We start from the raw sequence: 23,293 nt of genomic DNA on the forward strand, positions 1-23,293 counted from the left end.
TGACCTAACAGCCATGCCGCACCAAGCGGCGGGCGCGAGGCGAGGGAGGAACGACGATGCTGGCAAGCGAGATGATCCGGCGCGGGGCGATCTATCACGGCCCGAAGACGGCGGTGCTGTTCGGCGATAAGAAGCTCACCTTCACCGAGATCGACCGGCTGTCGAACCGCATCGCCAACGTCTTCATCGAGACGCTCGAACTGGCGGTCGGAAGTCGGGTCGGGATGCTGCTGAACAATTCGATCTACACGCTGCCGATCGATTTCGGCTTCGTCAAATCGCGGCTGTCGCGGGTGCCGCTGAATTCGCGGCTGTCGATGGCCGAGCAGCAACAGATGCTCGAAGGCGCCGGCGTCGACCTCCTGATTCACGGCACCGATCTCACCGAACGCGCGGGCGAGCTCGCGCAATCGATGCGGGGGCTCAAACTCGTCAGCATCGGCAACTCCGGTGATCCGAACGATCTGCTGCAGCTCGCGCAGGCGCGATCGGACGTGCCGCCGACCCGCATTGCCGAGCCCGACGACATCGTCATCACGATCTTCACCTCGGGCACCACCGGCAAATTGAAAGCGGTGGAGCACACCCAGGCCAGCTGGGCGGCGATGGCGACCAACGTGCTGATCAACATGGAGATCGGCGAGGGCGACGTGATGCTGCACGCCGCCTCGATGATCCATGCGTCGGGCTGTTTCATCGTGCCGTATTGGCTGCGCGGTGGCACGGCCGCGGTGCTGCCGGGCTTCACGCCGGCGAGCTATCTCGACGCGGTCGAGCGCTGGAAGCCGACCGCGCTCAATCTGGTGCCGACCATGATCGGCATGTTGCTCGATCATCCGGGCATCGAGCAGGCGGACTTCTCGTCGGTGAAGAGCATCATCTACGGCGCCTCGCCGATGCCGCGGCCGACGATGCAGCGCGCGCTGAAGCTGTGGGGGCCGCGGTTTGCGCAGTATTACGGCCAGTCGGAAGCGCCGATCTTCATCACGCACCTGACCAAGGACGACCACGTCGGCCCGGACGCCGAACAGCGGCTCGCCTCCTGCGGCCGGCCGTCGATCGATTGCGAGATCAGGCTGGTCAACGAAGACGGCGACGAGGTCGCGCCCGGCGAGACCGGCGAAATCGCGCTGCGCACGCCATTCGCGATGAAGGGCTACTACAACGCGCCCGAGCTGAACGCGCAGATGTTTCTGCCCGGCGGCTGGCTGCGGACCCGCGACGTCGGGCGGTTCGACGCCGACGGCTACCTGTATCTGGTCGACCGCACCTCGGACATGATCGTCACCGGTGGCTACAACGTCTATCCGCGCGAGGTCGAGGACGCGCTGGCGGCGCATCCGGCGGTGCGCGAGGTGGTGGTGGTCGGGCTGCCCGACGACAAATGGGGCGAGAGCGTCGCGGCCTTCGTGGCGCTGCGCAAGGACGCCAGCGCCGAGGAGCCCGAACTGATCGCCTTCGCGCGCGAGCGGGTGGCGAGCTACAAGGTTCCCAAGCAGGTGCGCTTCATCGACGAGGTGCCGAAGAGCCCGGTCGGCAAGCTGTTGCGTCGCGCGGTCCGCGATCCGTTCTGGCAGGGCCGCGACCGCAAGATCTAGAGCCGTTCGGCCTCCGGTGGAATCGGCACTGGCGTTCCAGGACGCTCTCCACAGGCACAACCTCATGGTGAGGAGGAGCGCAGCGCCGTCTCGAACCATGCGCCGCGGGCCGTGCGCGTTTCCCATCCTTCGAGACGCCCGGCTTCGCCGGGCCCCTCACGATGAGGAGGCAGTGCATCCGACAAGAGCCAGATCGCTTCAATCAATCGATGAAACGCTTTGGCCTGCGCGCGACGATGACGGAGCGAGCCTCATAGATTGCTCTCGGTGATCGCGCCGTAGACGAGCGCGCGTAGCTCGCGGCGGATCGGATAGCTGCTCGACGGCAGCAATTGCGTCATGAAGATCGTGATCAGCTGTTCCGCGGGATCGATCCAGAACGCAGTCGAGGCGGCGCCACCCCAGTAGTATTCGCCGACGCTGCCGGGCAGCAGGGTCAAGGCCGGGTTCATGTTGACCGCGAAGCCGAGGCCGAAGCCGATGCCGGCGTTGGTCGCCTCGCTGAACATCGAGCGTGACATTTCGGTGAGGTCGCGACCGCCGGGCAGGTGATTGGTGGTCATCAGTGCCAGCGTCTTCGGTCCGATCAGGCGGACGCCGTCGAGCTCGCCGCCATTCAGCAACGCGCGGCAGAATTTCAGATAGTCCGCGGTCGTCGAGAGCAGTCCGCCGCCGCCGGAGATCAGATCGGGCGGTGAGAGGAAACTGCTGGTTTCGGGGTCGTCCTGCAACGTCATGCCGCCCTTGCCATCGGCGGAATAGCAGGCGGCGAGGCGGTGCGCCTTCGCGGCCGGCACATGGAAATCGGTGTCGGTCATGCCCAGCGGATCGAGAATGCGCTGTCTGACGAACTGCTCGAACGGCATGCCGCTGATCTTCTGAACGATGTATCCGACCACGTCGGTCGAGACCGAGTAGTTCCAGGCTTCGCCGGGTGAGAACTCCAGCGGAATTCGCGCGAGATCGGCGATCCAGGATTCAAGCGTGCCGGCCTTTTCGAACGCGCCGATGCCGTTGTCGCGATAGGCGGCGTCGACATTGGTGCGATTCTGGAAGCCGTAAGTCAGGCCGGAGGTGTGCCGCAGCAGATCGACGATCTGCATCGGTCGCACCGGCGGCTTCATCAAGAACTGAGGGGCGATGCCAGCCTGAAACACGCCGAGATTGGCCCATTCCGGAATGTACTTCGCCACCGCATCGTCGAGCGCGATCCGCCCTTCCTCGAACAGCATCATCAGCGCCACCGAGGTGATCGGCTTGGTCATCGAGTAGATGCGGAAGATGGTGTCGTCCTTGATCGGCACCTGGCGTTCACGGTCGGCGTGGCCGAGCGACGACTGGTGGACGATCCGCCCGCGGCGATAGACCAGCATCTGGGTGCCGGCGAATTTACCGGGGTCGAGATACACCCGCTGGAGATGCTCGTCGATCCGCTTGAGGGCGAGTTCCGACATGCCGGCATCGGCAGCAGACCCGGTCGCGGGGGCGCGTGACTTTTGGGATTGGGCCGGCATTCGATACTCCATCACTGCAGGGTGATATCCCGTTTGCGCACCGCGCGTCCAAGCTTGCTGCGCGCTCTCACGAATCTGTTAACGGAAACGCCAAGGCTATTCTATCGTGGCAGCAGCTGACCCGGCGCGGAATTGTGCGATTTTGAGCACACGATCCGGGCCTTCGGCAAGGACGGTCCGTGCAGACCGGTCTGCAAGCGGCGCGCTTATCACGCGGAGAGGCATGTTGTAGCGTCGCAGCATCGACAACCGGGAATGGAATATGCCTCAATTCGACGAAACCGAGCTGACCGAAGCGGTCGTCGCAAGCTTCGACGATACGCCTGATCCGCGGCTCAAGCATCTGATGCGCGAACTTGTCCGTTCGCTGCACGACTATGTCCGTCGCACCGGGCTGACCTTCGAGGAGTGGCAGAAGACGATCGATTTCCTCACCCGCACCGGGCAGAAATGCACCCCGAGCCGGCAGGAGTTCATTCTGTTGTCGGACGTGCTCGGCGTCTCGATGCTGGTCGATGCGGTCAATCATCGCGAGCGCGACGGCGCCACGGAGACGACGGTGCTCGGCCCGTTCTACGTTGGCGAGCACAGACCGATGCCGCATGGCGCCGACATTTCCCAAGGTGTCGAGGGCGAGCGGATGTATGTCGAGAGCCGCGTCACCGATCTCGCCGGCCAACCGCTAGCCGGCGCGGCGGTCGACGTCTGGCACGCCGACGATGACGGATTTTATGATTCGCAGAAGCCTTCCTACGCGCAGGATGGCCCGTCGCTGCGGGCGCGGTTCGTCACCGATGATGACGGGCGTTTCGCGTTTCGCACCATCCTGCCGTGCAGCTATCCGATTCCGATCGACGGTCCGGTCGGCGAATTGATCCTCGCCTCGCAGCGGCACCCGATGCGGCCGGCGCATGTGCATTTTCTTGTGAATGCGCCGGGCTACGAGCCGCTGATCACGCATGTGTTCATCGAGGGCGACAAATACCTCGAAAGCGACGCCGTATTCGGCGTCAAGGACGACCTGGTCTCGACGATAGAGTTGCGGAACGACGCAGTGATGCCCGACGGCCGCGAAGCGGCAGGGGCTTGGCATTTGATGACATATGAATTCCGGCTGAAGCCGGGGAGGGGCGCGGCGCCGAAGCCGATGATGGCCGTGGCGGCGGAGTGAAACGGGAGCTCGCATTGAGTGGGGACATGCGCAGATTCGGCCGGGGCGGGCCGGAGATCGCGCCGATCGGACAGGGCACCTGGCACATCGACCGGGGTGACCGGACGGCGGCAATCGCCGCGCTGCGGCGCGGCCTCGATCTCGGCATGACGCATATCGACACCGCCGAGATGTATGGCGACGCCGAGCCGCTGGTGGCGGAGGCGATCGAAGGCCGGCGCGACGAGGTGTTCCTCGTCTCCAAGGTCTTGCCGAGCAACGCGTCGCGGCGTGGCACCATCGCCGCCTGCGAGCGCTCGCTGAAGCGGCTGAAGACCGATCGGCTCGACTGCTATCTGTTGCACTGGCGCGGGCAATATCGGCTGGCCGAAACCGTGGCGGCGTTCGAGGAACTGGCCGCCGCCGGCAAGATCCGCTCCTGGGGCGTCAGCAATTTCGACGCCGGCGATCTGTGGGAACTGCTGAAAATCGCGGGGCCGGGCAAGATCGCCTGCAATCAGGTGCTCTACCATCTGCGCGAACGCGCGATCGAGCACGCGGTGATTCCGTGGTGCGAAGCGCATGGCGTGGCAGTCACCGCCTATTCGCCATTCGGCCATAACGAGTTCCCGGCGCCGCGCAGCCCGGAGGGGCGGCTCCTGCAATCGATCGCCGACGCGCATGGCGCGACGCCCAGACAGGTGGCGCTGGCCTTCCTGACCCGTCGGCCGTCGCTGTTCGCGATCCCGAAGGCCGCCGATCCCGCTCATGCCGCGGACAACGCGGCCGCAGGCGAGCTGCGTCTCTCCGACGACGACATTGTGGCGATCGACCAGGCCTGTCCGCTGGGGCCGGAGCCGGCCAGCCTGCCGATGTTGTGAGCGCTCCCCCGCCGCACGTTGCATCTGCGTCGCCGCGTGCATAGCCGCGTCCTGATTTCTGTGCTTGTGCGGTGGCTGCGAACATCGTTTTGTCGGATTGTTACTTGACTGGTCCGCGACGAGCCGACCGCCCGATTTCCCTTTTCATTGCACTGCTGGATCCGTGACCCTCACCTTGCCATCCGCGAAAGACGCGACCCGTCGCCTGACCGCGCGCCATGCCGACCATCCGTTGCGCGGCATCGCGCTGATCGTCGCCTCGACGGTGTTTCTCGCCTGTTCCGACACGATGGCGAAATATCTCGGGCGCACGCTGCCGCCGATCGAGATCGGCTGGATCCGCTTTCTGGTGTTCCTGCTGATCATGCTGCCGATGATGCTGACGTCGGCGTCGCCGCTGCGCTCGGCGCGGCCGAAGCTGCAGGTGCTGCGGGCGCTGGCGCTGGTGGCTTCTTCTGTGCTGTTCATCACTGGCTTGCAGTTCCTGCCGATCGCCGAGGCGTCTGCGACGTCGTTCGTTGCGCCGCTGTTCGTCACGGCGTTGTCGATCGTTCTGCTTGGCGAGGCGATCGGCGTCAGGCGCTGGGCCGCCACCGCGGTCGGATTGATCGGGGTACTGATCGTGATCCGGCCGGGCTCGGCGGCTTTCAATCCGGCTGCGATCTTTCCGATCCTCTCGGCACTGAGCTGGGCGATCACCCTGATCCTGACCCGGATGATCAGCGGCGCCGACCGCGCCGTGGTCACCATGACGTTTTCGGCGGTGGTCGGCTTTGCCGCGCTCAGCGCGATGGTGCCGTTCGTGTGGGTGACGCCGAGCTGGCACGACATCCTGATCGGCGTGCTGGTCGGCCTCGCCTCGACGATGGGGCAGTGGATCGTCGTTTTGGCCTATCGCTACGCCGACGCCTCGGTGCTGGCGCCGTTCACCTACAGCCAGCTGGTCTGGGTGTCGTTTCTCGGCTTCGGCCTGTTCGCCGAAATCCCCGATTCATGGACCTTCGTCGGCGCCGCGGTGATCATCGCCAGCGGCATCTACACCGCGCACCGCGAGCGGCTGCGGCGCAAGCAGACGGCGATGCCGGCCGAGCCCAGCCCGAATCCGTGAGGCCGGGGGAACGAAGCGCTATGGATCCGTCATTGCGAGCGAAGCGAAGCAATCCAGAGGCTTAGTGCTCGGCGCTGGATTGCTTCGTCGCTTTGTTCCTCGCAATGACGCAGAGACAGTGCGCCTTACACCGGCAGCGCGATCGAATATTTCACCTGGCTGAGCGCGAAACTCGACTCGATCGAGGCGATGCCGTCGAGCCGGGTCAGCTTGGTCTTCAGGAAGGTTTCGTAGGCAGCAAGGTCTGCCGCCACAACGCGCAGCAGATAGTCGCGGTTGCCGGTCATCAGGTAGCATTCCAGCACCTCGTCCCATTTCGAAATCGCCTTGGCGAAGCGGGCGAGGTCTTCCTCCTTCTGCCGTGTCAGCTTGATCGAGATGAACACGCTGACATGCAGCCCGAGCGCCTTCTGGTCGACCTGCGCGGTGTAGCGCGTGATCACGCCACGGCGCTCCAACAGCTTTACGCGGCGGTGGCACGGCGACACCGACAGCCCGACCTTGTCGGCGAGATCCTGCATGGTGGTGCGGCCGTCGGCCTGCAGGCTGGCGAGAATCTTGCGGTCGATCGTGTCGAGGTCGGACATTGGAATGAAATCGCCGTCTGGAGATCGGAATTGGCAGGATATCCCAATCCGGCCGGCGTTGTCGCCGGGATTTGAGAAGTCCCGCTCGGCGATTCGTCGTAAATTCGGCGGATCGAACATTGGGTGATCGCCATGCCGCAGAGCCGACAACGTCTCGACACGCTGACTGCGCTCGCGCGCAAGGTGCTGTGGCTGTCGACCTGGACGATCCACCACGCCAACCACATCCGTCCCAATGCCGACGGGCTGAAGGTCGGCGGTCACCAGGCATCGTCGGCCTCGCTCGCGACCATCATGTCGGCGCTGTATTTCTCGGTGTTAAGGCCGGAGGACCGGGTGGCGGTGAAGCCGCATGCCAGTCCGATTTTTCACGCCATCCAGTATCTGTTCGGCCGGCAGAGCCGCGCGCGGCTGGAGAATTTCCGCGGCTTCAAGGGGGCGCAATCCTATCCGTCGCGCACCAAGGACGTCGACGACGTCGATTTTTCAACCGGCTCGGTCGGGCTCGGCGTGGCGCAGACGCTGTTCTCGTCGCTGGTTCAGGACTACGTCAGCGCGCATGGCTGGATGAAGGATCGTCGCGAGGGCCGGATGATCGCGCTGGTCGGCGACGCCGAGATGGACGAGGGCAACATCTTCGAGGCGCTGCTCGAAGGCTGGAAGCACGGCCTGCGCAACACCTGGTGGGTGGTCGACTACAACCGGCAGAGTCTCGACGCCGTGGTGCGCGAAGGTCTGTGGGAGAAGTTCGAAACGATGTTCCGGAATTTCGGCTGGGACGTCGTGATCGTGAAATACGGACGGCTGATGCTGCAGGCGTTCGCCGAGCCCGGTGGCGAGGCGCTGCGGCGCTGGATCGACAACTGCCCGAACCAGATGTACGCGGCGCTGTGCTTCCAGGGTGGCGCCGCCTTCCGCAGGCGGCTGCACGACGAGATCGGCGATCAGGCCGAGGTGTCGCGGCTGATCGATGCGCGTTGCGACGACGAGCTGCTGGCGCTGATGTCCAATCTCGGCGGCCACGACATGGCGAGCATGCTGGAGGCCTTCGAATCCATCGATCACGATCGGCCGGTGTGCTTCATCGCCTACACCATCAAGGGCGTCGGCCTGCCGTTTCAGGGCCACAAGGACAATCACGCCGGCCTGATGACGCCGGCGCAGATCGAGACCTATCGCAAAGCGCAGAATATTCGCCCGGGCCATGAGTGGGATCGCTTCGAGGGCCTGGCGCAAGATGAAGCGGCGCTGGATGCGTTTCTGAAGGCGGCGCCGATCAATGCCGGCGGCGAGCGCCGCTTGAGCGCGCCGGTGCTCGAGGTGCCGCAACAACTCGCCTTCAAGCCGGCGCCGGAGATGTCGACCCAGCAGGGTTTTGGCCTGATCCTCAATGAGCTTGCGCGCGGCGACAGCGCGCTCGCGTCGCGCATCGTCACCGCGTCGCCGGACGTCACCGTCTCGACCAATCTCGGCGCCTGGGTCAATCGCCGCGGCCTGTTCGCCCGTGCCGAGAAGGCCGACCTGTTTCGGAGCGAGAAGATCCCGACCACGTTCAACTGGGACTTCTCGCCGAAGGGCCAGCACATCGAACTCGGCATCGCCGAGATGAATCTGTTCATCCTGATGTCGGCGCTGGGGCTGTCGCACAGCATCAATGGCGAGCGGCTGCTGCCGATCGCGACGCTGTACGACCCGTTCATCCAGCGCGGCCTCGATGCGCTGAACTACGCCTGCTATCAGGATGCGCGCTTCATGGTGGCGGCGACGCCGTCGGGCATCACGCTGGCGCCGGAGGGCGGCGCGCATCAGTCGATCGCGACGCCGCTGATCGGCATCGCGCAGGACGGGCTGGCGTCGTTCGAACCGGCCTTTGTCGATGAGCTTGCCGTCATCATGCGCTGGGGCTTCGAACACATGCAGCGCGACGACGTCGAGGGCGGCGATGCCGCCGACGGCATGCGCGCCGGGGGTTCTGTCTATCTGCGGTTGTCGACCCGCACGGTCGAGCAGCCGCAGCGGATGATGACGCCCGGCTTGCAGAAGGCGATCACAGACGGCGCGTATTGGCTGCGGGAACCCGGACCGAACTGCGAACTCGTGGTCGCCTTCACCGGAGCGGTGGCACCGGAGGCGATCGCCGCGGTCGGGCTGCTTGGCGACAGCCGGCGCGACGTCGGCCTGCTGGCGATCACATCCGCGGACCGGCTGCATGCCGGCTGGACCGCCGCTCGGCGGTTGCGGCGGGCGCGCCGCGGGTCGCGCCATGCGAGCCATATCGAGACGCTGCTGGCGCCGCTGCCGCGCAGCTGCGGCATCGTCACCGTGCTCGATGGCCATCCGGCAGCGCTGGGCTGGATCGGCGCGGTCTGCGGCCATCGCATGGAAGCGCTCGGCGTCGAACATTTCGGCCAGACCGGCAGTATCGCCGAGCTGTATCGGCATTACGGCATCGACGCCAACGCGATCATCGACGCCGCCGAGAGCCTGGTCGCCGGCGCGCCGGTGTTGCACCGCAAAATGGCGGTGTAGCAGCGTCAAATCCCGCGGCATGGAATGGTCCATCGGGCGGGTTTCATGCGGCCAACACGCGCAATTGTCCGGCTGAGCCTTGCTCCTCGCGCGGCAGTGTTTTTATATGCGTTCCCGCATATGGCGGGTCTCGAATTCATGCCGCGTCGTCGCTGCGAGGATGTTCGCGGGGGCCGCGGTCCGCGTCGTCTCCCACCCGCCAGCGCACTCCAATAATCAGAACAAGAGGTTCACGATGGTCAACCGCATGCAATTCTACATCGACGGCGCCTGGGTCGATCCGGTCGCCCCCAAGTCGACGCCGGTCGTCAATCCGGCGACCGAAGAGGCGATGTATGAAGTTGCACTCGGCTCCAAGGCCGACGTCGACAAGGCCGTCGCGGCCGCCAGGCGCGCGTTCGACACCTTCTCCCAGACCAGCCGCGAGGAGCGCATCGCGCTGCTCGAGAAGATCATCGCGATCTACAAGGGGCGCATGAAGGAGATCGGCGCCGCGGTGTCCGACGAGATGGGCGCGCCGCTGCCGATGGCCGAGAAGATGCAGGCCGGCGCCGGCCTCGGCCACATCATGTCGACCCTCGACGTCCTGAAGAACTACGCGTTCGAAGAGCCGATGGGCTCGGCGGTAATTGTGCGCGAACCGATCGGCGTCGTCGGCATGATCACGCCGTGGAACTGGCCGCTGAACCAGATCGCCTGCAAGGTCGCGCCCGCGCTCGCCGCCGGCTGCACCATGATCCTGAAGCCGAGCGAATTCACCCCGACCTCGGCGCTGATCTTCGCCGAGATCCTGCATGAAGCCGGCGTGCCGAAGGGCGTGTTCAATCTGATCAACGGCCTCGGCCCGGAGGTCGGCGCGGCGATGAGCGAGCATCCCGACATCGACATGATCTCGTTCACCGGCTCGACCCGCGCCGGCATCGACGTGGCTCAGCGATCGGCGCCGACGGTGAAGCGCGTCAGCCAGGAGCTCGGCGGCAAGTCGCCGAACGTCATTCTCGAGGATGCCGATCTCACCAAGGCGGTGACCGGCGGCGTGATGCACATGTTCAACAATTCCGGCCAGTCGTGCAACGCGCCGAGCCGGATGATCGTGCCGCTGTCGAAGATGAAGGAGGTCGCCGCGATCGCCAAGGGCGTCGCCGAGAAGACCAAGGCGGGCGATCCGCGCGGCGAGGGCACCACGATCGGCCCGGTGGTCAATCGTGGCCAGTGGGACAAGATCCAGACGCTGATCAACAAGGGCATCGAGGAAGGCGCGACGCTGGTCGCCGGCGGACCCGGTCTGCCCGAAGGCGTCAACAAGGGCTTTTATGTGCGCCCGACGGTGTTCGCCGACGTCACCGACAACATGACCATCGCCCGCGAAGAGATCTTCGGGCCGGTGCTGGTGATCATGGGCGCCAAGGACGAGGACGAGGCGGTCAAGCTCGCCAATGACACGCCCTACGGTCTCGCCGGTTACGTCTCGGCCGGCTCGGTCGAGCGTGCACGCAAGGTCGGTCGGCAGATCCGCGCCGGCAACGTCAATCTGCAGGGCGTCCCGAACGAACGCACCGCGCCGTTCGGCGGCTACAAGCAGTCCGGCAACGGCCGCGAGTGGGGCAAGTTCGGACTCGAGGAATATCTCGAGGTCAAGGCGATCGCCGGCTTCAACGCCGCGTAACGCCGCGTTCGACTGTTCGATGAGATCGCGCCGGGTCGGTTTTTCGTCCCGGCGCTTTCGTTTGGCGGGCGAGTAGCAAGGATGATCACCTGGTCCGCCACGATTGACATCCTCGTCGACCACCTCCTAACTGCTGCGCGACACGCTGCGGGACGGGGACATGGCCGACGGATTGCGCAAGGGACTGACCAGCTACGGCGACGCCGGTTTTTCGCTGTTCCTGCGCAAGGCCTTTATCAAGGCGATGGGCTATTCCGACGATGCGCTGGAGCGGCCGATCGTCGGCATCACCAACACCCACAGCGACTACAATCCGTGCCACGGCAACGTGCCGCAGATCATCGAGGCGGTAAAGCGCGGCGTGATGCTGGCGGGCGCGATGCCGATGGTGTTTCCGACCATCTCGATCGCCGAGAGCTTCGCGCATCCGACCTCGATGTATCTGCGCAACCTGATGGCGATGGACACCGAGGAGATGATCCGCGCCCAGCCGATGGATGCGGTGGTGGTGATCGGCGGCTGCGACAAGACGCTGCCGGCGCAGATCATGGCCGCGGTGTCGGCCGATCTGCCGACGGTGGTGGTACCGGTCGGGCCGATGGTGGTCGGTCATCACAAGGGCGAAGTGCTCGGAGCCTGCACCGACTGCCGGCGGCTGTGGGCGAAGTATCGCGCCGGCGAGATCGCCGACGCGGAGATCGATGCCGTCAACGGCCGGCTGGCGCCGTCGGTCGGCACATGCATGGTGATGGGCACGGCGTCGACGATGGCGTGTATCACCGAGGCGTTGGGGCTGTCGCTGCCGATGAGCGCGACGATCCCGGCGCCGCATGCCGAGCGTTTTCGCTCGGCGGAGGAAAGCGGCCGGGTCGCCGCCGCGATGGCGAAGGCCAAGGGGCCGCGCCCGAGCGAACTGCTCACGCCCGCCGCATTCCGCAATGCACAGGTCGTGCTGCAGGCGATCGGCGGCTCGACCAACGGGCTGATCCATCTCACCGCGATCGCCGGCCGCGTGCCGCACCGGATCGATCTCGACGACTTCGATCGGCTCGGCCGCGAGGTGCCGGTGCTGGTCGATCTGAAGCCATCGGGCGATCACTACATGGAGCATTTTCATCACGCCGGCGGCGTGCCGAAACTGATGGCGCAGCTCGGCGAACTGATCGATCTCGACGCGCGGACGATCAGCGGCGCCGCGCTGCGGGATGTCGTCGCTGATGCCGAACACGTACCGGGGCAGGACGTGATCCGATCGCGCGACAATCCGATCCGTCGCGAGGGCGGGCTTGCGATGCTCACCGGCAATCTGGCGCCGCGCGGCGCGGTGATCAAGCATTCGGCGGCGTCGCAGCATTTGATGCAGCACACCGGCCGCGCCGTGGTGTTCTGCTCGGTCGAGGACATGGTGTTGCGGATCGACGATCCCGATCTCGACGTTGCGGCCGACGATGTGCTGGTGCTGCGCAATGCCGGGCCGCGCGGCGCGCCGGGGATGCCGGAGGCGGGCTATCTGCCGATCCCGATGAAGCTGGCGCGCGCCGGCGTCAAGGACATGGTGCGCATTTCGGACGCGCGGATGAGCGGCACCGCGTTCGGCACCATCGTGCTGCACATCACCCCGGAGAGCGCGGATGGCGGGCCGCTGGCGTTGGTCGAGAGCGGCGACCGGATCCGTCTCGACGTGCCCGCGCGCCGCATCGACCTGCTGGTCGATGATGCCGAGTTGGCACGCCGACGCGCGGCGCAACCATTGTCGACGTCAGCGCGGCCGCCGCGCGGCTATGCGCAGCTGTTTTACGACACGATCCTGCAGGCGGATGAAGGCTGCGATTTCGATTTTCTCACCGCGTCGGGGCGCAGCGAGCGCTGAGCGCATCGCGCGCTCACATCAGCGTCACTTCCAGTTCTTCCAGCATCGCCAGCGTTTCGAGATCGCCATTGTCCTCGAGCAGCTCGCGCAGTGTCGGCAGATAGTTGTGCAGCACGCGCAGATCGTCGAGGCCCTGCTTCTCGCGCAGCTCGATGCGCTTCTGCGCGAAATACGCCCAGAACGGATTCTCCGCGGCGTCGATGTGTTTCTGCAATCGCGCCATCACGCGTTCCGATCGAACCTCCCAGTTGGAATTCTTGAAGCTGACATAGCGATCGAACGAACCCGACATTCCATACTCCAAAGCAGTGGTAGCGGGCATTGCAAGCAAGCGACATGCCATGCTGCACGCAGTTCTCATGCGCGATTTCGTGCGGGCGATGTCGGATCGCGACGAGGTGAATCGTCCTCGAAATTGACATCGACGATCCGGAGGACAACGCCATGAGCCTGAAGCCCGCAATCGAACTCGCCCGCCTCGGCGAAGCCCGCTATCCCAACGAAAGCGCCGAATATCGCCGCGCCCGCATCGCGCTGCTTGCCGAGGAAATCGAACTGCGCCGTCACATCGAGCGGGTCGCCGAACAGCGCCGGCAGTTGCCGCCGGGCGGCGAGGTGACCAGGTCCTACGCCTTCGAGGGGGAGGGCGGAACCACCGACTTCGCCGGGCTGTTTGGCGACAAGCCGACACTGGTCGTCTACAGCTACATGTACGGCCCGCAGCGTACAGAGCCGTGCCCGATGTGCACGTCGCTGCTCAGCGCCTGGGACGGCGAGGTGCCGGACATCACCCAGCGGGTGGCGCTGGCGATCGTCGCCCGGTCGCCGATCGAACGGCTGGTCGCCTTCAAACGCGCGCGCGGCTGGCAGCACCTGCCGCTGTTCACCGACCTTTCGGGCGACTACAGCCGCGACTATCACGGCCTGATGCCGGACGGCGGCGATGACGCGGCGTTCAACGTGTTCAGCCGCCGCGACGGCGTCATCCGGCACTTCTGGGGCGGCGAGATGTTCGCCACCAGCGCCGACCCCGGCCAGGACCCGCGCGGTGCGCCGGATCTGATGCCGATATGGACCATTCTCGACGCCACACCGGAGGGCCGGGGGACCGACTGGTATCCGAAGCTCCGCTACGGCTGAGTCGGCCAAGGCGGGCCGCGGGGTGGTGCGCGGATGGCACAGACGGAATTTTTTTCCGGTGCCGCGCTGGCCTTCTCATGCTTTGATCGGACCATGAGGGGCGTGCCTGGGACGGGTTCGGGAGACTCTATCAAGATACCGCAGAACCTTCAAAAAATCCAGTAACATGTTGAAAATACTATATTATCGTCCCGTCCTAGTATGGTAACCAGCCGTTAACCACCGCGGCGCATGGTCGAATTCTGAACCGGTTAAGCGGCATTTAACTCAAACCCGCCTTAATCGCGCTCCTCTGTTCTGCCACATGCTTGTGCGGATTTTCGGTTGAAGCACCTCGGGCAATGGGGCAAGTCTGGATGCGAGACGAATGAGTGTCGGTACCGGGGCGCGTACACTGCCCAGCCATCGTGGGGCCCGCTACATGGGTTTTCGGAAGTCGCTCGGCGCGATTGCCATCGCGCTGCCGGTGATAGGCTGCGTCTGGACGGTGTATGCCAACACCGTGGGCGCAAGCATCTATCCCAGCGTCGGCACCTGGGGCGAGGAGCCCGTCAGCCGCTCGGACGCTCGTCCGGAGCGACTGAATTTCGCCTCGCGTTTCGAGCCGCTCGCCGCGGCCGCGGCCAATGCGCCTCAGCTGATGACGCACCTCGCGCTGAAAAACGCCATGGCCAAGCAGAGCGCTGCGCCGGTGCAGGTCGCCTCCGCCGATCCCGGCGACGTCTCCGTCACCGCCAGTGTTCAGGCTGCCAACGCCGCGGCGCCGCAATCCAAATCCGGTCACCGCTATTACGCGCTGCTCGACGCCAATTATTCGTTCGGTTTCGAGCCCGACAGGTTCAGGCCCGTCGCAAATAATTCTGGCGAGCCCGCCGTTGCCGACGAGGCCGGCAAAGCCGCCGCGGCCGCGGCGACGAAACTCGCGATGGCGGTGCCGATGCCGCCGGAGCGTAAATCCGCTTCATCCCGCGTCTCGCCCGGCCCGACCCGCAATCCGTTCAGCCAGGAAGCGCTGGTGGCCCGCGCCAAGGCCGCGCTGATGGCGTCGAAGGCGGAGAGCAAGTCGAGCTTCTTCGACAAGCTGTTCGGCAAGCCGGACGCCCCGGCGCTGGCCTATGCTTCGGCCGAAGCCGGCGTCACCAGCTCAGGCGAGCCGAGCAACCCCGCTTTCAGCCCGTCCGACGACGACCGCTACACCGCCGTCTACGACATCACGGCCAAGACCGTGTACATGCCGGACGGCAGCAAGCTCGAGGCGCATTCGGGTCTCGGTCAGAAGATGGACGATCCGCGCCACGTCAATGTCCGGATGCACGGCGCCACCCCGCCGCACATCTACGACATGAAGATGCGCGAGGCGCTGTTCCACGGCGTCGCGGCGATCCGGCTGACGCCGGTCGGCGGCGAGGACATGATCCACGGCCGCACCGGATTGTTGGCGCACAGCTACATGCTCGGCCCGCGCGGCGACTCCAATGGCTGCGTGTCGTTCAAGGACTACAACGCCTTCCTGCAGGCGTTCAAACGCGGTGAGGTCAAGCGCCTCGTCGTCGTCGGCAGCATGACCTGACGGGTGCAGCGCGACCGCGGGTCGGTCGCGCGCGGTCCGTCACTTGCTCGCGGTCCTCTCTCTCGTCTTCCTCGTCTTCACAATGTGTGATCAGCGCGTCCGGAACTTCTGCCGGACGCCGGGGATTGGTCGATCTCATGGGAGGATCGACGATGCCCGTTCGGACCATCACCGGCGTAATTGCGTTCGCCACGCTGCTCGGTAGCGGCGCGGCTCTGGCTCGGGAGCAGGGAACCGAGGCGCAACGTCAAGCCTGCATGCCGGATGCATTTCGGCTGTGCAGCCAGTTCATCCCGGACTCGTCCCGGATCGAGCAATGCCTGCGCGCCTCCGGGCCGCGGCTCAGTCAGGCCTGCTACGTCGTGTTCAATCCGCCGCAGGAGCAGCGCCCGCCGGTCCGCACGGTGCGGCGTCAGATCCCGCAGGCCGAGCCGCAGCGCCGGTTCACGGATTTCGACGAGGAATAGCAGGAAGGCCCATTGCCGTTGCAAAGGGCAGCGGCGGAGCTTTGCGCTCCGCCGCAACGTCAGAGGCTCAGCGGCAAACACGAACCGTGCGCACCACGCGGCGACCCATCGGTCCGCGGCGCACTTCCTTGCGAATCGTGCAGCGCGGGCCACGGCGGACGACGCGCCGCCGCTCGATGTAGCGCTGGGCCGAGACGTCGGTCATTGCCGCGGCCACGGTGGACGCGGCCGGCGCCGGGGCCGCCGCCAATGCCGGCGCGCTGAACGCGACCAGACCCAGGGCGAACGCAGCGGCAATTCCGAAAGCTGTTTTCTTCACGTGATTCTCCTCAGACGGATGGTTGAAGCCAACTCTATTGAAGCCAACTTTATTGAAGCGAGGTCTAACGACCTCGTGCCAACATCGTTGCTTCGCGATGAACTGAGCGTGAAGAAAACGTGGCGGGAGGGTGGCGTCGCGCATTGGCTGGTGCTCGGTCGGACGGAGCGCAACGGCGCTGCGCGCAGATTCGATTATCAACAGCTCGATTTTCAAACAGCCACGTCGGCGAACAGCCATGTGTCCGCGATCCCGCGGCGCGAATGCGCCCGGGCTTTGCCAGAAACGTTCCGCCCTCCGACGAGAGGGCGTGCGGAACGCCGGACGCTCGACGCGTCCGCGGCCTCGTGTGCAAAAGTAAAAAGCACACGAGTTAGCAACCACGGTCACGCCGGAATCATCCGGCGTTCCGCACGCGATGGTGTTAACGGCCTGGTTCGCGAAGACCCCCGGTGGGCGACCCTGAGTGATCCACCGTTACGGGAGGCTGACGCACCGTCCCCGCCGGCGGTCAGGCCGGCGCGGCTTGGCGCTGCTCCCTGCGCAAGGCGATGCGCCGGGATATCGCGACTTCGGCCGTCCGCGTTCGGCGTGGCCGTCAGTTTCGTCACCCTCGCCAGGGTTACCCCCGGCGCGATCGGAAACTCGAACGCCGCCCGCGTCCACCGCCTCCCGCCCCGCGGATCGTGACGATCGCGAAACGCCCCTCTCGATGGGGCGGGATGCGCGTGGGTATACTATCCTATAGGAATTTTGTCAAGAGATGCGGGGCGGACATTTTCGCGCGCGTCATTCCGGGGCGCTCGCGAAGCGAGCGAACCCGGAATCCATAGCCCTGGCATTCATGATCAACCGCGTCGTGTCTCACCGCGAGTCCAGGGGCTATGGGTTCCGGGCCTGCGCTGCTGCGCAGCGCATCCCGGAATGACACGCGCGGGTCGAAGTGACAGTTCGACGCTAGCGCGGGCCGCCCGTCACATGCAGCGTTTCGCCGGTGACGTAGGAGGCGCCTTCGCTGGCGAGGAACGCGACGACCGCGGCGATCTCCTCGGCCTTGCCGACGCGGCCGAGCGGCGTCGTCGCTTCGATCCATTGCCGCATCTCGCCCTGGTCGTAGCCGGCGGTCTTGACGCCTTCGGTGACGACCATGCCGGGATTGACCGCGTTGACGCGGATCTTGCGCGGCGCCAGCTCCCGCGCCAGCACCGCGGTGATCGCATCGACCGCCGCCTTGGTCGCGGTGTAGACCGCGGAATTCGGCGGCGCGAGCGTCGAGATGCCCGACGAGATGTTGATGATGCTGCCGCCGTTGCTGTTGAACTGGCGCGCCGCCTGCTGCGACACCAGCAGCAGCCCGAGCACGTTGAGATCGAACTGGCGGTGGAAATGCTCCGGCGTGATCGCATCGAGCGGCAGCATCTCGTAGACGCCGGCATTGTTCACCAGCACGTCGATCGGGCCGAGCGCCTGCACGGTGGCGTCGACCACGGCCTTGGCGGCTTGCGGATCGGCGAGATTGCCGTGAACCGCGACGGCCTTGCCGCCTGCGGCGGCGATCTTCGCCACCACCGCGTCGGCGCCGTCCTTGCTGGAGGCGTAGTTGACGGCGACGGCGGCGCCTTGGGCGGCGAGCTGCAGCGCGATCTCGGCGCCGATGCCCTTCGACGCGCCGGTCACCAGCGCCACCTTGCCTTGCAGAGTCTTGGTCATTTTCGATCGTCCCTGGTTGGGAACCGGCCTGATCAAAGATCGGCTAGTTCAATAGTTCGGAAATATGGGACTATTGAACCATGTCAAGGGACGACCTATATCTTTTTCATGGTCCAGTTCGTCCACCCTGCGCGCGACGACATCACGCTCGAAGGCGTACTCGGCGCGCTGAGCGACCCGATGCGGCTGCGCATCGTGCGGGCGCTGCTGCAGGAGGGCGACTGCCTGTCGTGCACGGCGGCGGCGCCGTGCCCCGAGATGGCCAAATCGACCTTGTCGAACCATTTCCGCGTGCTGCGCGAAGCCGGCCTGATCCAGACCACCAAAAAGGGCGTCGAAAACCGCAACATCGTGCGCGACGCGGACATCAATGCGCGGTTTCCGGGACTGCTGAAGGCGATCCTGAAGCACGCGGGCGAGGCGTGAGGGCGGGGACAGTCGGTTGTAGGATGGGTTGAGCGGAGCGAAACCCATCGTGCGCATTCGAAGTGATGGGTTTCGCGAAGAGCTCAACCCATCCTACGGGCTGCGTCGCCGGTGATCACTCAGGAGCTCATCTTCTTGTGAAGCCGGTCGCGGATGGCGTCGATCGCGGTCTTGATCGCCGTCACCGTCGCCTCGTCCAGCGCCACGGCCTGCGCGACGCATTCCATCACGTCCCCCGCCTGGCTCTGCAACGCCTGACCTGCGTCGGTCAAACGCAGCTGGACCTCGCGCTCGTCCTTCGGATTGCGCGTCCGGGTGACGAGACCGGCCGCCTCCAGCCGCTTGAGCAGCGGGGTCAGGGTGCTGGAATCGAGGAACAGGGCCTTGCCCAGCTCCTTCACCGACTGACCGTCGCGGCGCCACAGCGTCATCATCACCAGAAACTGCGGGTAGGTGAGCTTCAGCCGATCGAGCAGCGGACGGTAGAGCTGGGTGAAGGCGTGCTCCGCCGAATAGATCGAAAAGCACAGCATGTCCGAGACATCGGGCAGGGCTGGGGGCAGGGCTGGGGGCAGGGCTGGGGGCAGAGCTGGGGGCAGGGCTGGTGCGGACTTGGCGCGGGGCGAGGTCATGGCGTCTCCGATGCCCTTCCAAATAATTTGTGTGCGATTGATTTGCAAGCGATTGACAGCGTCGGTCCGTTATCCTAGATAGATCGTGCACAAAGCAATCGCGCACAAAATAAAAGGACCTCGACCATGACCACGTTCACCACCCGCGATGGGACCCGGCTGTTCTACAAAGACTGGGGCACCGGCCAGCCGATCCTGTTCGCGCATGGCTGGCCGCTGTCGTCAGATGCCTGGGACCAGCAGATGCTGTTCTTCGGCGCGCAGGGCTATCGCGTGATCGCCCATGACCGGCGCAGCCACGGCCGGTCCGACCAGACCTGGGACGGCAACCACATGGATCAGTACGCCGACGATCTGGCCGAGCTGATCGCGGCGCTCGACCTGCGCGATCTGATCCTGGTCGGCCATTCGACCGGCGGCGGCGAGGTGGCGCACTATCTCGGCCGGCACGGCACGGCACGTCCCGCGTCGCGAAGGTGGTGCTGGTCGGCGCGGTGCCGCCGCTGATGCTGCAGACCGCCGCCAATCCGCACGGCACGCCGCTGTCGGTGTTCGACGGCATCCGCGACGGCACCGCCAAGAACCGGTCGCAATTCTTCTTCGACCTGACCGTGCCGTTCTACGGCTTCAACCGCGACGGCGTCGCGAGCAATGACGGCCTGCGCGAAAACTTCCGGCGGATCGGGCTGCAGGGCGGCATCAAGGGGCAGTACGACTGCATCCGTGAATTCTCCGAGGTCGACTACACCGAGGACCTCAAGCGGATCGACCGGCCCACCCTGATCATCCACGGCGATGACGACCAGATCGTGCCGATCGACGCGTCGGCGCATCGCGCGGCAGAACTCGTCCCGAACGCGACGCTGAAGGTCTATCCCGGCGCCCCGCATGGCCTCGCCGAAACCGAAGCCGACCGTTTCAACGCCGACGTGCTGTCCTTCATCCGCTCCTGATCACATTCAATCTCCCCACCTCGAAACCCGCATCCCGAAAGATCGTCATCATGTCCAAACTCTCCGCCGTCGTCGCGCTTGCCGCCTCGTTGATCTCCGGTTCGGTCGTCGCCCAACCGGCCAAGTCCGACCACCCCACCATCGTCCTGGTCCACGGCGCCTTCGCCGACTCCTCGAGCTGGAACGGGGTCGTCTCGATCCTGCAGAGCAAGGGATACAAGACCGTCGCCGCCGCCAATCCGCTGCGCAGCGTGTCGAGCGACGCGCGCTACGTGTCCGACGTCGTCGCCAGCATCGCGGGTCCGGTGGTGCTGGTCGGTCATTCCTACGGCGGTCAGGTGATCTCGACCGCCGCCAAAGGCCACGCCAACGTCAAGTCGCTGGTCTATGTGGCGGCGTTCGCGCCGGAGGCCGGCGAGGCGGTGGCCGAGTTGGCGGGCAAATTCCCCGGCGGCACGCTCGGCGCGGCGCTGGCGCCTCCGGTCAAGCTCGCCTCCGGCGGCGTCGATCTGTACATCGATCAGGCCAAGTTCCGCGAGCAGTTCGCGCACGACGTGCCGGCGGCGAACACCGCGTTGATGGCGGCCAGCCAACGCCCGATCACCGAGGCGGCGCTGACTGAAAAATCCGGCGAGCCGGCCTGGAAGTCGCTGCCGTCGTATTTCGTCTTTGGCGACGGCGACAAGAACATTCCCGCCAAGGCGCTGCACTTCATGGCCGGACGCGCGCATTCCAAGCACACCGTGGTGGTCAGCGGCGCCTCGCATGTGGTGATGGTGTCGGAGCCGCAGGTGGTGGCCGAGCTGATCGAAGAGGCTGCGAAGTGAGGTGGCGATGCAGGTCGCTGCGCAAGTAGCGGCCTGGTGGTCTCCCAAAGATCGCGCGGCTTATGTATAATCCACTAGGCACCGTCATTCCGGGGCGCGCGCCTCTTGGCGCGCGAGCCCGGAATCCATATCCCCTAGCATTCGCGATGTCTTACTACGTCTACCTCCTGGCCAGCAGCAAACACGGCACGCTGTATCTCGGCGTCACCAACGACCTTGTGCGCCGCTGCTACGAACACCGCACCAAAGCCGCGCCCGGCTTCACCTCGCGTCACGGTGTGGACAAGCTGGTGTGGTTCGAAATCTACGACGATGTCATCAGCGCCATCACCCGCGAAAAGCAGTTGAAGAAATGGCGCCGCGACTGGAAGATCCGCCTGATCGAGGAGCAGAATCCGGATTGGACCGACCTCTATTCCAGCATATCACATTGAGGCCAGGGGTTATGGATTCCGGGCTCGCTCGCAAGTGCTCGCGCCCCGGAATGACGAGGGAGAAACGATGACCAGGATCAAAAGTCTGCACAAAGCCTAGAGCAAGGACCCGGCCTATCGGGCCGCATACGACGCGCTCGAGGAAGAGGTGACCATGGTGGCCACGATAGCCAAGGCGCGCCGCCGCGCCGGCCTCAGCCAGGCCCAACAACTCGCCCGCCGCCTGAACACCACGCAAAGCACGGTGGCGCGGCTGGAAAGCGGACGCTGCCAGCCCTCGACCCGGACGCTGCTACGCTTCGCCAAGGCGACCGGGCACCGGCTGAAGATCAGCTTTCAGCCGTTGAAGGGGAAGGGTTGATCGTAGGATGGGCTGAGCGGAGCGATACCCATGCGGCGACTTGCGACGGTGATGGGTTTCGCGAAGCGCTCAACCCATCCTACGAGTTCGCCTCGTTAGCTCCGCAGCAGCGCTTGTACTTCTTCCCCGAGCCGCAGGGGCAGGGCTCATTGCGGCCGATCTTGCGTTGCGTCCTGGCTGGCAGGGCCGGCGGCGTTGGCGGGCCCCATTCGATGGAGCGGGATGACTGGTCGGTGGCGGTCCGCCATCTGTTCAGCGCGATGATCCAGCCGGTGACTTTGGCGTCGGCGGTCTTGGCCAGGGCTTCGCGGTCGGCGTCGGAAATCTCCACCATCATGGCGGAGATGTCGACCAGCTGAGTCAGGCTGTCGAACGCCGCGCGAGTCGCCTCGTCGGCATTCTGCAGGAGCTCCCAGTGCTCCGGCCACATGTCCACGGCTGCTCCGAAGCCGTCGATCCACATCTCCCAGACCACGTCCCCCGTACCGATGCGGGGCATCAGCGGGCGGTAGCGCTCGGGATGGTCGGCCAGCGTCGCCGCGACCTCGTTGTAATGCTGCATGATCAGCGCGAACACGCTGTTGGCGTGATCGAGATCGGTGAACGGCGCCGGCTCGTCCGCATCGCCGCCCCACACCGCCGGCAACCAGTCTCCGGGCTTGATCATCTCGGGGCAGACCAGTAGCGCGGCGATGAAGCCGTCGAGCTCTTCGAGCTGCAAGGCCTCGACGCCGATATCGGCGAGTTCGTTTTCGAGCTGCGCGAGATGGGGTGGGAGCCGGGGCATTGGTGATCTCGTTGCTGCGGTTATCGCGTGAGCGTCCGTCGTCTAGGCCACCGCGCGGGGGACGATGCTCTTGTAATCGGTCGACTGCTCGGCCTTGGACAAATCATGCGCTGCCTGCAGCTTGAGCCAGAACCGCGGATCAGTGCCGAAGTAGCGACCGAGCCGGAGCGCGGTGTCGGCGCTGACGTCGCGGGTGCCGCGCATGATTTCGGTGAGCCGGTTGGCAGGCACGCCGAGCTCTTTGGCGAGCGCGCGAGCGGAGAGGCCGAGCGGCACCAGATATTCTTCGCGGAGTACTTCGCCAGGGTGTGTGCGGAGCCGGGGCATGATGGTCTCCCAAATCGACGCAGATCATATATGATCCATCGAGCCCCGTCATTCCGGGGCGCGCGCCAACTCAGCGCGCGGGCCCGGAACGACGAAGGCATGAGCGATGACCAAAATCAAGGATCTGCACAAGGCCTGGAGCAAGGACGCGACCTATCGCGCGGAGTACGACGCACTCGAAGAAGAGTTCACCGTGATGGCCGCGATCGCCAAGGCGCGTCGCAGCGCCGGCCTCAGCCAAGCCGAACTCGCGCGCCGCATGAAGACCACGCAAAGCACGGTCGCCCGCTTGGAAAGCGGCCGCGGCCAGCCCTCGACTCGGACGTTGCTGCGGTTCGCCAAGGCGACGGGGCATCGGCTGAAGATCAGTTTTCAGCCGGTGAAGGGGAAGGGGAAGGGGTGAGAAGGTTGACTAAGCGTCATTCGAGTGCGGGTCT

At 65.4% G+C, this 23,293-nt stretch carries 25 protein-coding genes; 17 read left to right on the top strand and 8 right to left on the bottom strand.

What is annotated here, in order from left to right; genetic code table 11:
• The first annotated feature begins 56 nt into the window (after positions 1 to 56).
• Positions 57 to 1,598 (top strand): AMP-binding protein, encoded by a 1,542-nt coding sequence (locus ACTZWT_RS11370; protein ID WP_444769770.1) that lies wholly within the window; start codon positions 57 to 59, stop codon positions 1,596 to 1,598.
• 251 nt (positions 1,599 to 1,849) lie between these two features.
• Here the strand turns inward: ACTZWT_RS11370 and ACTZWT_RS11375 are convergent, their stop codons facing one another.
• Positions 1,850 to 3,112 (bottom strand): serine hydrolase domain-containing protein, encoded by a 1,263-nt coding sequence (locus tag ACTZWT_RS11375; protein WP_444769771.1) that lies wholly within the window; start codon positions 3,110 to 3,112, stop codon positions 1,850 to 1,852.
• A 262-nt stretch (positions 3,113 to 3,374) separates the two neighbouring features.
• On the opposite strand from ACTZWT_RS11375, the gene ACTZWT_RS11380 reads away from it, so the two are divergent.
• The 3 genes from ACTZWT_RS11380 to ACTZWT_RS11390 all read left to right on the top strand — a co-directional run bounded on the left by ACTZWT_RS11380 (position 3,375) and on the right by ACTZWT_RS11390 (position 6,251).
• Positions 3,375 to 4,283, top strand: coding sequence for an intradiol ring-cleavage dioxygenase (locus tag ACTZWT_RS11380; RefSeq protein ID WP_444769772.1), 909 nt, complete (start codon positions 3,375 to 3,377; stop codon positions 4,281 to 4,283).
• Between the two features lie 26 nt (positions 4,284 to 4,309).
• Positions 4,310 to 5,143 carry an aldo/keto reductase gene (locus ACTZWT_RS11385; protein ID WP_444769773.1) on the top strand — a complete coding sequence of 278 codons (834 nt, stop codon included), beginning with the start codon at positions 4,310 to 4,312 and terminating at the stop codon, positions 5,141 to 5,143.
• Positions 5,144 to 5,318: 175 nt separating this feature from the next.
• Positions 5,319 to 6,251 (top strand): DMT family transporter, encoded by a 933-nt coding sequence (locus ACTZWT_RS11390; protein WP_444769774.1) that lies wholly within the window; start codon positions 5,319 to 5,321, stop codon positions 6,249 to 6,251.
• A 125-nt stretch (positions 6,252 to 6,376) separates the two neighbouring features.
• On the opposite strand, the gene ACTZWT_RS11395 is transcribed toward ACTZWT_RS11390, so the two are convergent.
• Positions 6,377 to 6,838 (bottom strand): Lrp/AsnC family transcriptional regulator, encoded by a 462-nt coding sequence (locus tag ACTZWT_RS11395; protein ID WP_444769775.1) that lies wholly within the window; start codon positions 6,836 to 6,838, stop codon positions 6,377 to 6,379.
• Positions 6,839 to 6,970: 132 nt separating this feature from the next.
• Between ACTZWT_RS11395 and ACTZWT_RS11400 the strand changes: the two genes are divergently transcribed.
• From ACTZWT_RS11400 to ACTZWT_RS11410, 3 genes are all read left to right on the top strand, one after another.
• Complete coding sequence (locus ACTZWT_RS11400; RefSeq protein ID WP_444769776.1) at positions 6,971 to 9,367, top strand: transketolase; 2,397 nt, start codon at positions 6,971 to 6,973, stop codon at positions 9,365 to 9,367.
• Positions 9,368 to 9,602: 235 nt separating this feature from the next.
• Positions 9,603 to 11,033 (top strand): aldehyde dehydrogenase family protein, encoded by a 1,431-nt coding sequence (locus ACTZWT_RS11405; protein ID WP_444769777.1) that lies wholly within the window; start codon positions 9,603 to 9,605, stop codon positions 11,031 to 11,033.
• Between the two features lie 160 nt (positions 11,034 to 11,193).
• A complete protein-coding gene (locus ACTZWT_RS11410) occupies positions 11,194 to 12,903 on the top strand; it encodes an IlvD/Edd family dehydratase (protein ID WP_444769778.1) in 1,710 nt (569 codons plus the stop codon).
• 13 nt (positions 12,904 to 12,916) lie between these two features.
• Here the strand turns inward: ACTZWT_RS11410 and cowN are convergent, their stop codons facing one another.
• On the bottom strand, positions 12,917 to 13,195 hold the full coding sequence (gene cowN / locus ACTZWT_RS11415; protein WP_011442126.1) for a N(2)-fixation sustaining protein CowN: 279 nt from the start codon (positions 13,193 to 13,195) through the stop codon (positions 12,917 to 12,919).
• A gap of 152 nt (positions 13,196 to 13,347) precedes the next feature.
• Between cowN and ACTZWT_RS11420 the strand changes: the two genes are divergently transcribed.
• From ACTZWT_RS11420 to ACTZWT_RS11430, 3 genes are all read left to right on the top strand, one after another.
• Entirely contained in the window at positions 13,348 to 14,043 is a 696-nt protein-coding gene (locus tag ACTZWT_RS11420) for a DUF899 family protein (protein ID WP_444769779.1), read from the top strand.
• Positions 14,044 to 14,410: 367 nt separating this feature from the next.
• Positions 14,411 to 15,613: a DUF2778 domain-containing protein gene (locus ACTZWT_RS11425; RefSeq protein ID WP_444769780.1), complete on the top strand. Its 1,203-nt coding sequence runs from the start codon at positions 14,411 to 14,413 to the stop codon at positions 15,611 to 15,613.
• A 152-nt stretch (positions 15,614 to 15,765) separates the two neighbouring features.
• Positions 15,766 to 16,080 (top strand): hypothetical protein, encoded by a 315-nt coding sequence (locus tag ACTZWT_RS11430; RefSeq protein ID WP_444769781.1) that lies wholly within the window; start codon positions 15,766 to 15,768, stop codon positions 16,078 to 16,080.
• 67 nt (positions 16,081 to 16,147) lie between these two features.
• Here ACTZWT_RS11430 and ACTZWT_RS11435 read toward each other — a convergent pair whose 3' ends face one another.
• Entirely contained in the window at positions 16,148 to 16,639 is a 492-nt protein-coding gene (locus ACTZWT_RS11435) for a hypothetical protein (RefSeq protein ID WP_444769782.1), read from the bottom strand.
• Between the two features lie 717 nt (positions 16,640 to 17,356).
• Positions 17,357 to 18,109, bottom strand: coding sequence for an SDR family NAD(P)-dependent oxidoreductase (locus ACTZWT_RS11440; protein WP_444769783.1), 753 nt, complete (start codon positions 18,107 to 18,109; stop codon positions 17,357 to 17,359).
• Between the two features lie 108 nt (positions 18,110 to 18,217).
• On the opposite strand from ACTZWT_RS11440, the gene ACTZWT_RS11445 reads away from it, so the two are divergent.
• Entirely contained in the window at positions 18,218 to 18,535 is a 318-nt protein-coding gene (locus ACTZWT_RS11445) for an ArsR/SmtB family transcription factor (protein ID WP_444769784.1), read from the top strand.
• A gap of 119 nt (positions 18,536 to 18,654) precedes the next feature.
• On the opposite strand, the gene ACTZWT_RS11450 is transcribed toward ACTZWT_RS11445, so the two are convergent.
• Positions 18,655 to 19,167: a MarR family winged helix-turn-helix transcriptional regulator gene (locus ACTZWT_RS11450; RefSeq protein WP_444769785.1), complete on the bottom strand. Its 513-nt coding sequence runs from the start codon at positions 19,165 to 19,167 to the stop codon at positions 18,655 to 18,657.
• Positions 19,168 to 19,293: 126 nt separating this feature from the next.
• Between ACTZWT_RS11450 and ACTZWT_RS11455 the strand changes: the two genes are divergently transcribed.
• From ACTZWT_RS11455 to ACTZWT_RS11475, 5 genes are all read left to right on the top strand, one after another.
• Positions 19,294 to 19,674, top strand: coding sequence for an alpha/beta fold hydrolase (locus ACTZWT_RS11455; protein ID WP_444769786.1), 381 nt, complete (start codon positions 19,294 to 19,296; stop codon positions 19,672 to 19,674).
• On the top strand, positions 19,644 to 20,120 hold the full coding sequence (locus tag ACTZWT_RS11460; RefSeq protein ID WP_444769787.1) for an alpha/beta fold hydrolase: 477 nt from the start codon (positions 19,644 to 19,646) through the stop codon (positions 20,118 to 20,120). The genes ACTZWT_RS11455 and ACTZWT_RS11460 overlap by 31 nt, the downstream gene beginning before the upstream one ends.
• A gap of 50 nt (positions 20,121 to 20,170) precedes the next feature.
• Positions 20,171 to 20,947 (top strand): alpha/beta fold hydrolase, encoded by a 777-nt coding sequence (locus ACTZWT_RS11465; protein ID WP_444769788.1) that lies wholly within the window; start codon positions 20,171 to 20,173, stop codon positions 20,945 to 20,947.
• 146 nt (positions 20,948 to 21,093) lie between these two features.
• A complete protein-coding gene (locus tag ACTZWT_RS11470; RefSeq protein WP_444769789.1) occupies positions 21,094 to 21,381 on the top strand; it encodes a GIY-YIG nuclease family protein in 288 nt (95 codons plus the stop codon).
• A 154-nt stretch (positions 21,382 to 21,535) separates the two neighbouring features.
• Entirely contained in the window at positions 21,536 to 21,742 is a 207-nt protein-coding gene (locus tag ACTZWT_RS11475; protein ID WP_444769790.1) for a helix-turn-helix transcriptional regulator, read from the top strand.
• Positions 21,743 to 21,821: 79 nt separating this feature from the next.
• Here ACTZWT_RS11475 and ACTZWT_RS11480 read toward each other — a convergent pair whose 3' ends face one another.
• Entirely contained in the window at positions 21,822 to 22,529 is a 708-nt protein-coding gene (locus tag ACTZWT_RS11480; protein WP_444769791.1) for a UPF0149 family protein, read from the bottom strand.
• A gap of 42 nt (positions 22,530 to 22,571) precedes the next feature.
• A complete protein-coding gene (locus ACTZWT_RS11485; protein ID WP_444769792.1) occupies positions 22,572 to 22,856 on the bottom strand; it encodes a HigA family addiction module antitoxin in 285 nt (94 codons plus the stop codon).
• A 106-nt stretch (positions 22,857 to 22,962) separates the two neighbouring features.
• Here ACTZWT_RS11485 and ACTZWT_RS11490 point away from each other — a divergent pair, with 106 nt between their 5' ends.
• The gene (locus ACTZWT_RS11490) at positions 22,963 to 23,259 is read left to right on the top strand and encodes a helix-turn-helix domain-containing protein (protein WP_444769793.1); all 297 of its coding nucleotides are present in this window, start codon (positions 22,963 to 22,965) and stop codon (positions 23,257 to 23,259) included.
• Positions 23,260 to 23,293 lie beyond the last annotated feature (34 nt).

It is taken from the genome of Rhodopseudomonas sp. NSM, assembly GCF_052445935.1.
GTDB lineage: Bacteria > Pseudomonadota > Alphaproteobacteria > Rhizobiales > Xanthobacteraceae > Rhodopseudomonas.